This is a genomic window from Arthrobacter sp. DNA4 (assembly GCF_024362385.1).
Taxonomy (GTDB): Bacteria; Actinomycetota; Actinomycetes; order Actinomycetales; family Micrococcaceae; genus Arthrobacter.
Genome location: NZ_CP101466.1, coordinates 1,195,481 through 1,209,735, shown reverse-complemented (window position 1 = coordinate 1,209,735; position 14,255 = coordinate 1,195,481). Strand labels below are relative to the sequence as shown.

General features: G+C 67.9%; 9 protein-coding genes and 1 pseudogene. 3 read left to right on the top strand and 7 right to left on the bottom strand.

Annotation, left to right across the window (positions count from 1 at the left end; all coding sequences use genetic code 11):
- Positions 1-91 precede the first annotated feature (91 nt).
- From mgtA to NMQ03_RS05645, 6 genes are all read right to left on the bottom strand, one after another.
- A complete protein-coding gene (gene mgtA, locus NMQ03_RS05670) occupies positions 92-2,362 on the bottom strand; it encodes a magnesium-translocating P-type ATPase (protein ID WP_255174773.1) in 2,271 nt (756 codons plus the stop codon).
- Between the two features lie 91 nt (positions 2,363-2,453).
- The gene (locus tag NMQ03_RS05665) at positions 2,454-3,095 is read right to left on the bottom strand and encodes a class I SAM-dependent methyltransferase (RefSeq protein ID WP_255174772.1); all 642 of its coding nucleotides are present in this window, start codon (positions 3,093-3,095) and stop codon (positions 2,454-2,456) included.
- Entirely contained in the window at positions 3,092-3,763 is a 672-nt protein-coding gene (locus NMQ03_RS05660; protein ID WP_255174771.1) for a type II CAAX prenyl endopeptidase Rce1 family protein, read from the bottom strand. The genes NMQ03_RS05665 and NMQ03_RS05660 overlap by 4 nt, the downstream gene beginning before the upstream one ends.
- An 8-nt stretch (positions 3,764-3,771) precedes the next feature.
- The gene (locus NMQ03_RS05655; protein WP_255174770.1) at positions 3,772-4,488 is read right to left on the bottom strand and encodes a hypothetical protein; all 717 of its coding nucleotides are present in this window, start codon (positions 4,486-4,488) and stop codon (positions 3,772-3,774) included.
- 431 nt (positions 4,489-4,919) lie between these two features.
- On the bottom strand, positions 4,920-5,975 hold the full coding sequence (locus tag NMQ03_RS05650; RefSeq protein ID WP_255174769.1) for a 2,3-butanediol dehydrogenase: 1,056 nt from the start codon (positions 5,973-5,975) through the stop codon (positions 4,920-4,922).
- A gap of 24 nt (positions 5,976-5,999) precedes the next feature.
- Complete coding sequence (locus tag NMQ03_RS05645; RefSeq protein WP_255174768.1) at positions 6,000-7,790, bottom strand: NAD(P)/FAD-dependent oxidoreductase; 1,791 nt, start codon at positions 7,788-7,790, stop codon at positions 6,000-6,002.
- 142 nt (positions 7,791-7,932) lie between these two features.
- Between NMQ03_RS05645 and NMQ03_RS05640 the strand changes: the two genes are divergently transcribed.
- Both NMQ03_RS05640 and NMQ03_RS05635 read left to right on the top strand, forming a co-directional pair.
- Entirely contained in the window at positions 7,933-9,222 is a 1,290-nt protein-coding gene (locus NMQ03_RS05640) for a GAF domain-containing protein (protein ID WP_255174767.1), read from the top strand.
- A gap of 329 nt (positions 9,223-9,551) precedes the next feature.
- Positions 9,552-11,537 (top strand): S8 family serine peptidase, encoded by a 1,986-nt coding sequence (locus tag NMQ03_RS05635; protein ID WP_255174766.1) that lies wholly within the window; start codon positions 9,552-9,554, stop codon positions 11,535-11,537.
- A 16-nt stretch (positions 11,538-11,553) separates the two neighbouring features.
- Here NMQ03_RS05635 and NMQ03_RS05630 read toward each other — a convergent pair whose 3' ends face one another.
- Entirely contained in the window at positions 11,554-12,336 is a 783-nt protein-coding gene (locus tag NMQ03_RS05630; RefSeq protein WP_255174765.1) for an SDR family oxidoreductase, read from the bottom strand.
- Between the two features lie 187 nt (positions 12,337-12,523).
- Between NMQ03_RS05630 and NMQ03_RS05625 the strand changes: the two are divergent.
- A pseudogene (locus NMQ03_RS05625) lies at positions 12,524-14,100 on the top strand (alkaline phosphatase).
- Positions 14,101-14,255: the final 155 nt, after the last annotated feature.

Below are 14,255 nucleotides of genomic sequence, written 5' to 3'. Positions count from 1 at the left end.
GGCTGACGGTAAGCTGCGCAGGAAGGGAACACGCCGTGTGCGGATGGCGAAGATAATCAGCGTCTGGGTGGCGATGGATTCGATGAACCAGCTACCCGGAACTCCCCGGCGCAGCGGTGAACACGAACAGCATCAGGGCGAAGGTGGCGAAGTCGAACAGCGAACTGATGGGCCCGAAGAGAAGCATGAACCGGCGGATGAAGGCGATGTCCCAGTGGGACGGCGCCCGCAGCTGCTCCTTGTCCACCCGGTCCCCCGGAATAGCCAGCTGCCCGGAGTCATACAGCAGGTTGTTCAGCAGGATCTGGCCCGGCAGCATGGGCAGGAAGCTCAGCACCACGGAGGCTGCTGCCGCGCTGAACATGTTGCCGAAGTTGCTGGACGTGCCCATCAGCACGTACTTGATGGTGTTGGCGAAGATCCGCCGCCCCTCCATCACGCCGTCCGCCAGCACGCCCAGGTCCTTGTCCAGGAGGACGACGTCGGCTGCGTCCTTGGCAACGTCAGTGGCGGTATCGACGGAGATGCCGATGTCCGCCTTGTGGAGTGCCAGGGCGTCGTTGACGCCGTCACCCATGAAGCCCACCGATCCGCCGCTGAGGCGCAGCAGGGCGATGATGCGTGCCTTTTGTTCGGGCGACACGCGCGCGAAGATCGTTGCCGTTCGGGCGGCGGGGGCGAGGTCGGCGTCGGACATGGCCTCAACCTGGGCGCCGGTGAGGGTGCCGCCGGAGATCACGTCCAGATCCGCGCAGACTCTTTCAGCCACTTTGGCGTTGTCCCCGGTGGCGATCTTTACTGAAATTCCCAACGCCTCCAGCAGGTCCAGGGACTGCCGGGCGTTGGCTTTGGGCCGGTCCAGGAAAACGAGGAACCCGGCCAGCGTCAGCCCATGCTCATCAGCCGGGGCCAGCTCCACCAGGTCTGCAGCCGGACGGGTGGCCACGGCAACCACCCGGGAGGCGGCGTCGAACTGCTCGTCCAGCAACGCCTGGACGGCGGGTGGCGTGGGCCCGCACAGGGCCAGGACGTCCTCCGGGGCGCCCTTGGTGACCAGCTGCGCGGGACCGCCGGCTTCACGGACCAGCACGGTGGTGCGGCGACGCTGGTGGTCGAAGCCGATGAGATCCAGCCGTTCATAGCGGGCCGGTTCGAATGCGGAGGCACCGGGGCTGTCCCAGAGGGCGGCATCCAGCGGATTTTGACCGGCCCGGGAGGTTCTGCCTTCCGTGTAGTCGGTCTCCGTGGCCAGCAGCCCCAGTCTGAACAGCCTGTCATCGGATGTTTCCGGCATTACCGGCAGCGCCCGGGTGAAACTGATCCTGCCCTCAGTGAGGGTGCCGGTTTTGTCCGTGACCAGGATGTCCATGTCCCCCAGGTCCTCGATGCATACCAGGCGTTTGACCAGCACCTTCCGCTTGGCCAGCTGCCGGGTGCCGGTGGCCAGGGATGTGCTGACCACGGCGGGGAGCAACTGAGGGGTGATGCCGACGGCAATTGCCAGCGAGAACAGCAGGGATTCGATGAGCGGACGTTGCAGCAGCAGGTTGGCCACGAAGATCAGCGAGGTGAGCACCATGGCTACCTGCAGCAGCAGGAAGGAGAACCGCTTGAGTCCCAGCTGGAACTCGGTCTGCGGCTGCCTCTCGCCCAGCCCGAGTGCTATGCGCCCGAATTCGGCCCGGCCGCCGGTGGCCACCACCACCCCGGTGCAGCCGCCGGACTGGACCACCGTGCCCATGAACACGCAGGAGGCGAGGTCTCCCAATGCTGAACCGGCGGCAACGGGAGCAGCTTCCTTGGCCGCAGGCTGGGACTCCCCGGTGAGGATGCTTTCATCGCAGAGAAGGTTGTTGGTGGTCAGGAGCCGGATGTCCGCCGGGATGATGGCGCCCAGGGAGAGATGGACGACGTCGCCCGGCACCAGGGCGGTAACGTCCACTTCCCTGGTGGTTCCGTCGCGGAGCACCACGGCCCGGTGCGTTACGCGGTCGTGCAGGGCTTCCGAGGCCCGCTCCGCACGGTACTCGTTGGTGAAGCCGAGGCCCACGCTGGCCAGCAGGATCACGCCGATGACGATGGAGTTGGTGGCGTCGCCCAGGAAGAGGGACAACCCGGCGGTGACAATCAGGAGGATGAGGATGGGGCTGGCGAACTGCCGCCCCAGTACGGCCCAGGCGTTGGCGCGGTGCGTGCGGACGGCGTTGGGGCCCAACTGCTGGAGGCGGGCGGCCGCTTCCTCCCCGCTGAGGCCGCCCGGGCCGGAACCCAGGTGCGCCAGCGCCTGGTCCGCCGTCAGGCTCGCGGCGTCGGTGATGGCCAACTGGAGGGAGCTGCGCTCCCGGACGTTCACGTCTGTCATGCCGGATCCGTTCGGAAAGGCGAGGCTGGGATGTTCCCTTTAGAGCACAAGGGTACGACCGCGGGACGCCGCCTGCCGCCGTCGTTCCGGATCAATGTTGCACGCTGGGACTGGTGGCCGTGCCCAGGATGTGGGCGAGGGAAGGGTTCAGCCGCTGCACCGGGAAGCCGAACCGTTCGTTGTCCTGCACACTGAATCCTGCTGCGGTGATGGCGGCAAGGGTGTCCCGGTTGAGGTGGCAGCCGCCCATGAACCGTCCCCACACCGGGGTCAGCACGTCTTCTGCCTTGGCCAGCAAAGGGTGTCCGGACCGGACGTGCTCGTAATAGGCCAGGGTTCCTCCACGGCGCAGGACACGGCGGATCTCCGCAAGGACGGCGGCCTGGTCCTTGACGCTGCAGAGGACCAGGCTGGCCACCACGGCGTCAGCGCTGCCGGTTTCCGCGGGGATGTGCTCGGCGGCCGCATCAACAACAGTCACCGGAACACTGGCCGATGCTGCTGCCTGCTGCGCCACGCTCCTCAGATAGTCATCGGGCTCAAGGGCCAGGACGCGGGTGACGGCCGGTGGGTAGAGCGGAAAAGAGGATCCGGTTCCCGCACCAATTTCAATCACTGATCCTTGCAGCCCGGCCAGGATGCGTCGGCGGTGTTCAAGGGCCCCGCCACGGTCCATTCTGCCCACGGCGCGGGCAAAAGCACGGGCGAAGATCGGGTGCTGCAGGCTGTTCAACCGGATACCTCCCCGCTCACAGGCAACCAGATGTTTCGCGCGGCCCGGACGCCGCAGGAGTCGGTGGCGGCGTGCGCAATGGACACGGCCAGGAGTGACCCGCTCCTTTGGGCGGCCCATCCGTACCCCAGGCCGATCAGCCCGGCACCCAGCAGCACCGGCCAGCGGCCCCGCGGATGGGGCTGAATGGACAGCGGAACCAGGTGCCATGCCGTAAAACCGAGGGCCGGCCAGAGCCAGCCAAGGACTTTCCGGTGAGGAGAGACAGCCATTGGCACACCCCGCCAGAGCGCCTCCTCAGCCATCGCGTTGGTGACGCCGATGCCCATGGCGGTGAGCGCCGCCGTCGTACCCGCTGCCCTGGCGTTGGGGATCAATTCGGTGGTGATGGCACCCGCGGGCGGCAGGAGCAAAATGCCCCGGAATAACCCGCGCCGCTGCGTTACCGGACCGTCCGGCGTCCGCCAGAGCTCCACCAGCCGGGGCGGGCTTACCACTGCAAGGGCCATTCCCCAGCACAGCGTCCAGTAAGCGGCAAACCCCGCCTGGTAGCCGCGCCGGTCCCCGAACCGGCGGACCACCTGGCGGAAGACCGGCAGCATCACGGCGGGCACCGCCACCGGCAGGACTGCGGCCGCCAGCTGGCGCAGGGCGGAAGGACGGCTCACCGGACCCATTACTTAAGGCTCAGTACTTCGTCTATTGGCTTACCGTTGACGAACACCTGTGCGCTCGTGGCCCCGGAGGCGGCCATGGCCGTGTACTCAAGCTGCGCCTTGGCCCGCGGGATGTCGCAGACGCCGGCCAGCATGAACTGCCCGGAGAGCCAGATAGTGATGGTGCTGCCGTTCAGCTCGCCGCCGAGGTAGGTCAGGTTCGACTGGTACAGGACGTTGATCAGCCCGGACAGGCCCACATCCCGGCTCTTATTGGCCAGCAGGGTCCCGACGCTGGGGCCCACCTGGTCCGTGAAGCGGACGGGTGCCGTGGTGGTGGCCACCAAGCTGTCACCGCACCCGATCTTCGGTCCCGAGACGCCGTTGTCGCCCACCGCCACGTAGTAGATGGTTAACGGGCCGGTTTGTTCAGGCAGCCCCGTTGGGGTGGGTTCCTGTGTGGGCGGCGCGCTTGCCGGGGCGGACGACGGCGGCGTGGCCGCTGGGGTGGTGGGCGCGGCTGAGGTGCTGCCCGGCGTCGTCGGGGTCGCCGTCATGGTGGGGGCCGGCGTCGTGGTGTGGCTCGCTGTCGTGGTGGGGCCGGCGCTGCTCGCGGTGGGGCTGGGGGCCGCGGAACTGGTGGTGGGGCCCGGCGCCGGCGGGCCGAAGCAGGCGGTGAGGACCATCAGGCCGCTGAGCCCGAGAACGCTGAATGCCGAAAGCCTGGGCTTGGTCATGATGCCCCCTTGGATGCAGGTTCCGCGGCTGTGGAACCCACCCTCAAGGTACGCCTGGGGGTTACTCCACAACAGGGACTAAAGTCCAAGCCATACCTTTGGCTCCGGACTGCGTGCGGAGCTGATCGCCGCCCTGGAACAACAGCTCCCCGGCATCAGCTGGACCATGCATCTGACGGCCAGCGTGCACAAGCTGGCCGACGGCAGGTGCTTCCTCGCAACGAGGACGATGAGCAGCGCGAACGCGGCCGGAGCAATGGTCAGTATCCGGGCGAAAAGCCCGGCCTACCTGTACATCGGGGCGCCTGTGGATTCAAGGACATGCGAACCGGCGGAGCTTCCCGAACCCTGACGCGGAAGCACGAGGGCGGCTGCGGCAGCAGGAAGGCTGCGGGCTGTGAACGACGCCCCACCCCGCAGCTTCGCCGGCTTTACGGATGCACCAGCACCTTTACGGCAGTGTCCTTGTGGTTGATGAGGGTATCGAAGCCCTGCTCCACCAGGTCCTCCAGCGCGATCCTGCCCGTGATGAACGGCTTGAGGTCCACCTTGCCCTCCTGCACCATCTTGATCACGGCGGGGTGGTCGCGGACGTAGGCGATGGTGCCGCGCAGGTCGATCTCCTTCACCACCAGTTTCTGCATGTCCACCGTGGCGGGCGAACCCCAGATGGACACGTTCACCACCACAGCCCCGGGCCGGACGGCGTCGAGCATCGTGTCCAGGACGGCGTTCACGCCCGCGCATTCGAAGGCGACGTCCGCCCCGGTGCCCCCGGTGAGCTCGCGAACCCGCGCCGGGACGTCCTCCTTGCTTGGGTCAAGGACGTGGTCCGCCACGCCGCTGGAAGTGGCCTTCTCCTTGCGGGCCTGGGTGAGCTCACTGATGATCGTGGTCACGCCCATGCCTTTGAGGACCGCCGCCGTGAGCAGGCCGATCGGCCCGGACCCGCCCACCAGCGCGGTGTCGCCGGCCTTGACGCCGCTGCGCGCCACCGCGTGGTGTGCCACGGACAGCGGTTCGATCAGTGCGGCCTCGTCCAGCGGGATGTTGCCGATGGGATGCACCCACCGCTGGTCCACCACGATCTTCTCGCTCAGCCCTCCCCCGCCGCCGGACAGCCCGATGAACCCCATCTGCCGGCACAGGTGGTAGCTGCCCGCCTGGCACATGTCGCAGGTCCCGTCCACGAAATAGGGTTCGACGACGACGTTGTCACCCACTTCCAGCCCCTCCACGCCTTCGCCGACTTCAGCCACAGTCCCGGAGAATTCATGCCCCAGGGTCACCGGGGATTCCTCGTGGGACAGCGGGTGCGGATGCCCCGGCGCGGGGCAGAAGATGGGTCCCTCCAGGAACTCGTGCAGGTCCGTGCCGCAGATGCCGCACCACGCGACGTCGATCTTCACCGCCCCCGCCCGCAGCTCCGGCTCCGGGATGTCCTCGATCCGGATGTCCTTGCGGGCGTGGAAACGTGCTGCCTTCATGATTCCTCCATGCTGTAAACGCGGCTAGCGGGTGTGGTGGCTGGGCTGCAGTTCGTAGACCGGTGTGTCGAGTCCTTCCATCCGGGCCTTCAACTGCAGCGCCAGGTAGGCGGAGTAGTGCCGGCTCTGGTGCAGGTTGCCACCATGGATCCAGAGGTTGGGCACGTTGGTGGGCTTCCACATATTGCGCAGCTCCCCCTCCCACGGACCAGGGTCTTTTGGCGTGTCTGAGCCATATCCCCAGCATTTGCCCACACGGTCCGCAATTTCGGGCGAGACCAGGTCCGCCAGCCAGCCGTTCATGGACCCGTACCCGGTGGCGTAGACAATCAGGTCCGCCTCCAGCTCAGTGCCATCGTCCATCACCACGGCGTTGCCGGTGATCTTGGTGACCTGCCCGTTCTTCAGCTTCACCCTGCCGTCGATGATCAGCTGGGAGGCGCCGACGTCGATGTAGTAGCCGGAGCCGCGCCGCAGGTACTTCACGAACAGGCCGGACCCGTCCACGCCGAAGTCCAGGTCGAACCCGGCTGCCTCCAGCTGGGAGTAGAACCCAGCATCCCGGGATGCCATCTCCTGGTACACCGGCACCTGGGCCCCGGGCAGGACGCGCATGGGCAGGGAGGCGAACAGCAGGTCGGCCTTCTCCGTGGTCACCCCGGCCGCGAGCGCCCGCTCCGAGTACAGGTCCCCCAGCGCCAGGTCCATCAGGGACTCGCTGCGGGCAATGTGGGTGGAGGACCGCTGGACCATGGTGACGTCGGCGCCGTGCTCCCAGAGGTCGGCGCAGATATCGTGCGCCGAGTTGTTGGAGCCGATCACCACGGCCTTCTTGCCCGTCCAGTCCCCGCCGCCCGGGTGCTGGGAGGAGTGCCGCTGCTCGCCCAGGAAGGACCCGGCGCCGTCAAACGTGGGGATGTTCGGGTAGCCGGAGACGCCCAGGGCGAAGACCAGCTGCTTAGGCCGGAGTGTCACTGGTTCGCCGTTGCGAAGGACGTTGACCGCCCATTCCTGTGTGCCGTCGTCGTACGCAGCCCCCACGCACTCGGTGCCGGACCAGTAGTTCAGCTCCATGATGCGGGTGTAATGCTCCAGCCAGTCACCGATCTTGTCCTTGGCGGCGAAGACGGGCCAGTCGTCCGGGAACTTCAGGTAGGGCAGGTGGTCGTACCAGACGGGGTCGTGCAGGTGCAGGGACTTGTAGCGGTTGCGCCAGGAGTCGCCGGGGTTCTGGTTCTTCTCGACGATGATGGTCGGCACGCCAAGCCGCTTCAGCCGGGCGGCGAGGCCAATCCCGCCCTGGCCGCCGCCGATGATCACGCAGTAGGGCTGCTCCTCGTAGCCCAGCCGCGCCTCCTGCTCCTCCTTGAGCTCCTTCCAGGACCGGCGCCCCCGGACAATCTCGTGGGCCACGCCCTGCTCGCGCCGCGGACCCTTCTTTTCCTCGAAGCCCTTGAGCTCCTGCATGGTGGTCAGCAGCGTCCAGCATTTGCCGTCCCGGAGCCGGAGGTGGCCGTAGCCGCGGGCCGCGCCGGTCTCGAACGTGATCCACGCTTCCGTGTTCTCCGTGCCGCCGGTGGCGTCCTCGGCGAGCGCCCAGTTGGTAAGCTGCACGCGGTCCAGGGTGGCCTCCAGCATGCGGCGGATGTCTGCCTTTCCTTCCAGCGTCCTGAGGTTCCAGGTGAACGCCACGAAGTCCCGCCAGTAGCAGTCGTCCTCGAAGAGCTCCAGCGCGGCGTCCACGTCGCGCCGCTGCAGCGCCTCATCCAGCCCGGCAAGCCAGGCCTGGGCGGCAGCCGTGGGTGTTTGGGTCATCTCCACTCCTTTGTGCTGTTTCATGGGCCCCGCCTGCCCGATATGCTGGGGCGGGCGTGCGCTGCATCACTAGTTGAACCCGGCGTGGGTAACAGCGGCGTTACACGGATCCGGCAAGGGAGCCGGCTGCGAGGAGGAAACGGTGGACTACGGCCAGAGGTTTTCGGACCCGGCGCGGTACGCACGGACGCTGCGGCGCGCGCACGAGCTGGTCATCGCCGGTGTCCCGCGGCCCGAGATCCCCACGCCGCTGGTGGAGTCGTGGCGGCGCTCCATGGCCCTGGGCATCAGCCCGGACCAGCACAGCCCGCGGCACCTGCACGAGGTGTCCGAGGTCCTTGAAATGCGGCGGGAACACCGTCTGCAGCAGGTGATGCCGGCGCTCCACGACCTCCTGGCCGATGAATCCCGGTCCGGCCGCCACCTGCTGGTCCTCACCGATGCCAGCGGCGAGATCCTGTGGCGGGTGGGCAGCCCGGCCGTGCTCCGGCGGGCCGACACGCTGGAGTTCTCCGAAGGCGCGGACTGGTCCGAGGCAGGCATCGGCACCAACGCCATCAGCGAGGCCCTGGTTACCGGCAGCGCCGTGCAGCTGTTCTCCGCCGAGCACCTGGTGCGCACGCACCACGAGTGGGCCTGCACGGCGGCGCCCATTACGGACCCGGCCACGGGACGGGTGCTGGGCGTACTGGACGTGTCCGGACCGCTGGACACCATCAGCGCGGACACCCTGCGGATGGTCCGGTGCGCCGTCCGGGTGGCGGAAGCCTTGCTGGGAACGTCAGACGGCGGCACCTCCCCGGGTGCCCGGCATTCCGTGCGTGCGTCGCGGCGGCCTGCGCCCACTGCAGCCCGGACCGTGGCGGTGGAGTCGCTGGAACTGCTCGGCGACAAGCCCACGGCGGTGTTCGCTGACGGGAGCCGCACGCCGCTGACCCTGCGCCGGGCGGAAATCCTGGCGCTGCTGGATTCGCGGTCGCAGGGCTGGTCCGCGGAGGAACTGGCCTACGAGCTGCACGGGGATGCCGGAACCCCGCAGGCCATCCGGACCGAGATGTTCCGGGTGCGGTCCATGCTGGGCGGCGCCGTGGAGTCCAACCCCTACCGCCTGGCCCCTGGCCTGGCCGGACATTCCGATTCAGGGCGGGTGCTCCGGTTGCTGCGCGACGGGCTTGTGGCGGAAGCGCTGGAAGCGTACCGGGCACCCCTGCTGCGCCGGTCGGTTGCCCTTGCGGTGCAACTGCTGCGGGACCAACTGGACATGGCCGTTGGATCGGCCGTGCGGGCCTGCGGGGACGCTTCGCTGTTGGTTCAGTGGCTTTCCACCGACATGGGAGCTGTTGACCCGCTGGCTGTCGACGCACTGGGCCGGCTGGTGGGCCGCGGCGATCCGCGGTACCTGGCCTTCCGGGCGTCCTGCCCCGCTGGTTGAGCGTGCAAGCTGGGGCCGCCGCTTCCGTAACCGGGGAGTTGTAAAATGGCCGGGACCACACCGTCCGGCTGCCCAGGCGCTACGCCTGCGCTGGAAAACAGACCCCGGGCTCAGCCGGGGATCCTGGACAGGACGGGCAGTGTGGACCAGGAAATGGTTTCCGTTTCCGCCGAAAGCTGGGGAGCACAAGGGATGTCTGGGGCTACCGAATTTACTGCTTACCGTTGTACCCGTTGCCAACACCTGCCTCCTTTGCCGTGCCCGGAACGGCTTGCGGAACCGCTCGAGGTTTGTTCACCGCAGGATGGATCGGTCACAGGAGGCCACCCATGTCATTTTCCAAGCGATTCCGGGGCCCTGCCGGCGCGGTGCTGGCAGCCGCGGCTGCCGTCATGCTGACGGCTCCCCCGGCCACGGCATCCACCCCTGTGGTGACCGTCGCTCCTTTGCCCTCGCCCGCAGTCAGCGGTGGCGCGCAGGCGGCCGTCCCCCTGGCCGGTGACGAGGGCCGCTACCTGGTCAGTTTCACAAAGGGCTCGGACGTGGCAGCGGAGGCGCAGTCCCTTCGGTCCCAGGGTGTGCGGGTCGGCAGGACGTTCTCCGCAGCGGTCCGGGGAGCGGCCATCACCGCCACCAAATGGCAGGCGGCTGCCCTGGCACATTCGCCCCGGATCTCCCTGATTGAGCCGGATTCGCCCGTTTCGGTTTCCGACACCCAGCAGTCACCGCCCTGGGGCCTGGACAGGATCGACCAGCGGGCGCTTCCGCTCTCGAACACCTTCACGCCCACCTCCAGTGGCGCGGGCGTCAGCGCCTACGTCATCGACACCGGCGTCCTGGCGGAAAACACGGACTTTGGCGGCCGGGTGGCCGCGGGCTGGACGGCCATCGCCGACGGCAAGGGCAGCAGCGACTGCAACGGCCACGGCACGCATGTCGCCGGCATCATCGCCGGGAAGACCTTCGGGGTGGCCAAATCAGCCAGCGTGGTTCCGGTGCGGGTGCTCGGCTGCGACGGTTCCGGATATGACTCGGACGTCATCGCGGGGCTCGACTGGATCGCGTCCCAGCATGCCGCCGGCACGCCCGCGGTGGCCAACCTCAGCATTGGCGGCCCCACCAGCACCACCCTGGATGACGCCATCAGGGGAATCATCAATGACGGCGTCACAGCCGTGGTGGCTGCCGGAAACGCCGCGGTGGACGCCTGCACCACCTCCCCGGCACGGGTGGCCGAGGCCCTGACCGTCGCCGCCACCGATTCCTCGGACCGGCAGGCAGGCTTCTCGAACTACGGGAGCTGCGTTGACCTGTACGCACCGGGCGTGGGCATCCAGTCCGACTGGGACACCTCCACCACGTCGGTAGCCACCTTGAGCGGTACGTCCATGGCGTCTCCGCACGTTGCCGGTGCCGCGGCGCTTTCCCTGTCGCGGAACCCGCAGCAGACGCCTGCTGCGGTGGCAGCGGAGCTCACGTCCGCCGCCACCCAGGGCACTGTCACCAACGTGTCAACGGGCACCCCGAACCGCCTGCTCTTTACCGGTCCGGCTGCGGCTCCGGTGGCCAGGGACTTCTCCAGCGACGGCAAGGCAGACCTCCTGGCACAGGACGGCAACGGGAGCCTTTGGACCTACCCGGGCCAGGGCAATGGCCTGTTCGGCTGGCGCATCAAGGTCGGCGACGGCTGGAACGTCATGACCGCGGTCAGTGCAGCAGGCGACCTCACGGGAGACGGTCAGCCTGACCTCATCGCCCGCGACACCAACGGGACCCTCTGGACCTACCCCGGCCTCGGCAACGGGCTCTTCGGCTGGCGCATCAAGGTCGGCGACGGCTGGAATGTCATGACGTCCATCAGCGCAGCAGGCGACCTCACCGGGGACGGGAAACCGGACCTGGTTGCCCGCGACACCAACGGGACCCTCTGGACCTACCCCGGCCTCGGCAACGGCCTGTTCGGCTGGCGCATCAAGGTCGGCGACGGCTGGAACGTCATGACGTCCATCAGCGCAGCAGGCGACCTCACCGGGGACGGTAAACCAGACCTCGTCGCCCGCGACACCGATGGCACCCTCTGGACCTACCCGGGCCAGGGCAACGGCCTGTTCGGCTGGCGCATCAACGTGGGCCCCGGCTGGAACGTCATGACCGCCATCAGCGCAGCAGGCGACCTCACCGGAGACGGCAAACCGGACCTCGTCGCCCGCGACACCAACGGAACCCTCTGGACCTACCCCGGCCTAGGCAACGGCCTGTTCGGCTGGCGCATCAACGTGGGCCCGGGCTGGAACGTCATGACTGCCATCAGCTAGGGGCCGGCCCCCTCCGTCACCAGACGGAGTCACCTCGCAGGACAGCGTCGCTGCCGCCGTCAACATAGACAACCTGACCGCACAGGTGCGTGTTTTCGGCGCTGTTGAGCCAGGCCAGCAGGCGGGCGACCACGATGGGTTCCGCGATGCCGTTCAGCGGCATCGGGACCTGTTTCAGCAGCGCCTCGCGCTCCTGTTCGGTATCGATCAGCTCGGCGGTCATGGGGGTGGCGATGACACCGGGCGCCACGGCGTTCAGCGGGATCCCGGCCCCTGCCCACGCTGCAGTGGAAGCCTGCCGGCGGACCCACCGCGACAGTGCCAGCTTCGTGGAGCAGTAAATGAGGCCGCCGGTGGTGGCCGGTTCCTTGGCCAGGACCCCGGCCCGGGCCAAGGAACCGGGCTCGTCCCCGGCGGTGAGCATCGCCACCAGCTCATCGTCGGTGGCCATGAGGGCGGCCATGGAGGACACCACCACGGCGCGGGGCGCCTCCGATCCGGCCAGCAACGGCCGGAGCCCATCGACCGAGGCGACTGTGCCGAAGAAGTTCACGGCCACCGTGACGGGAGCCGCGATGGCAAGCCCGGCCACTGCATAAATGGCATCGATCCTGCCGCCGCTGACTTTTCGTACCGCGTCCACCAGGCCGGCGCGGCCCTCCGCGGTGGAGAGGTCAGCCACCACCTCGGCATCGTGGAGATCCACTCCGATCACGCGTTCGCCCCGCTGCTCGAGCAGTTCCTTGGTTGCCTTGCCGATGCCGGAGGCGGCGCCGGTGATAACGGACGTGCGGGGCATGGCGTCTTCTTTCCCTGGCCGGATGGGTCGGCCCCAACTCTGCCCGGCAGGCCCTGCGGAAGCCAGAGTCCAAAGGCCCGTCCACCGCGGGACCCAAAGCGATAGATAACAATCCTTGTCACGCAGTTAACCGCTCATTCATATCCTCCTCAAAGCCTGTACAACGGCTGGAAATAGCGTGGGAGCCATGGACAACATCTCCCGCAGAACCCTCATCTCCGCCGGCCTCGGAGCCGGCCTCGTCGCCGCCCTGCCAAGTGCCGCCGTCGCCGTTTCCACCGCGGACGACGCCGGCCTCCGCACCGATCCCTTCATGCTCGGCATCGCCTCCGGCGAGCCGTGGCCGGATGGCTTCGTGCTGTGGACACGCCTGGCGCTGAACCCCGTGGCGGAGGACGGACTGGGCGGCATGCCGTCGCGGCCGGTGGCGGTGCAGTGGGAGGTGGCCGAAGACCAGGGCATGCGCAACGTGGTGGCCCGCGGCGTGGAGCAGGCGCGTCCTGAGGCCGCGCACTCAGTGCACGTGGAACTCCGGGGCCTGAAGGCGGGCCGCGAGTACTTCTACCGGTTCCGCGCCACGTGAGCCCCGTGGGCCGGACGCTTACAAGCCCTGCGCTGCACGAGACACCCGCCGCTCTGGCCATGGCATTCGCCAGCTGCTACGAGCACGGCTACTTCACCGCCTACCGCCGCCTGGCCGAGGACCACCCGGACCTGGTGCTGCACCTTGGCGACTACCTCTACGAATACAAAAAGGGCAGCTACGTGATCGGCGGCGGCAACCCGCGGGACCACGAGGGCCCCGAGACCGTCACGCTGCAGACCTACCGGCAGCGGCACGCCCAGTACAAGGCCGACGCCGACCTGCAGGCCGCGCACGCCATCGCACCCTGGGCAGTGGTCTGGGATGACCACGAGGTGGACAACAACTGGGCGGACGACGTGCCGGAGAACAACGACGCCGGCCAGCTCAACGACAGCACCGAGCACTTCCGGCAGCGACGCGCCGCCGCGTTCCAGGCCTACTACGAGAACATGCCGCTCCGCCCGTCGTCGCTCCCGTCAGGCCCGGACATGAAGATCTACCGCAGGATCCAGTGGGGCCAGCTGGCCAACTTCCACATGATGGATACCCGGCAGTACCGTGACGACCAGCTGGCTGGCGACGGCTGGAAGAAGAACGTCACCGAGCGGCTGGCGGAGGACCGGACCATCACCGGCGCCGAGCAGGAGAAGTGGCTGCTGGACGGATTCAGGAATTCCACCCAGCGGTGGGACATCCTGGGCCAGCAGGTCTTCTTCGCCGAGCGCGACCGCAATAAGGCACCGGAGATCGACGACGTGTCCATGGACGGCTGGGACGGGTACGCGGCCTCCCGCCGCCGCATCACCCAAGGTTGGGTGAACGCAAACGTCCGGAACGCCGTCCTGCTCACCGGCGATGTGCACCGCAACTGGGCCAATGACGTCAAGGTGGACTACAAGGATCCCGCCTCCCCTGTGGTGGGCTCGGAGCTCGTCTGCACCTCCATCACCTCCACGGGCAACGGCACCGGCTCCACCACGGACGCCACCATGGCCTGGAACCCGCACCTGAAGTTCTATAACGACAACCGCGGCTACGTGAACACGCGCATCACCAGGGACGCCATGACCGCGGACTTCAGGGTGCTGGAGCATGTCACGACACCGGGTGCGCCGGTCTCCACCAAGGCCTCCTTCGAGATCCGCGACGGCGTCCCGGGGCTGCAGCCGCGCGCCTGACCTCGGCGGCATGTGCGTCAGCCGTGACGGCAGATGCTCTTGTTCCTTGAGTTACTCAGGCCTATTCTTGGAGCCTCATGGGGTTTCCGTCGAGACTGGGCCGGCGGTTGGTACCTCAGGAACAAGAGCATCCGCCATTGCGGCATCAGCGCCCA

Coding starts and splice junctions, on each gene's coding strand:
- NMQ03_RS05650 (WP_255174769.1), bottom strand. CDS start 5,975: ATGAAGGCAGCACGTTTCCACGCCCGCAAGGACATCCGGATCGAGGAC.
- mgtA (WP_255174773.1), bottom strand. CDS start 2,362: ATGACAGACGTGAACGTCCGGGAGCGCAGCTCCCTCCAGTTGGCCATC.
- NMQ03_RS05635 (WP_255174766.1), top strand. CDS start 9,552: ATGTCATTTTCCAAGCGATTCCGGGGCCCTGCCGGCGCGGTGCTGGCA.
- NMQ03_RS05630 (WP_255174765.1), bottom strand. CDS start 12,336: ATGCCCCGCACGTCCGTTATCACCGGCGCCGCCTCCGGCATCGGCAAG.
- NMQ03_RS05655 (WP_255174770.1), bottom strand. CDS start 4,488: ATGACCAAGCCCAGGCTTTCGGCATTCAGCGTTCTCGGGCTCAGCGGC.
- NMQ03_RS05645 (WP_255174768.1), bottom strand. CDS start 7,790: ATGACCCAAACACCCACGGCTGCCGCCCAGGCCTGGCTTGCCGGGCTG.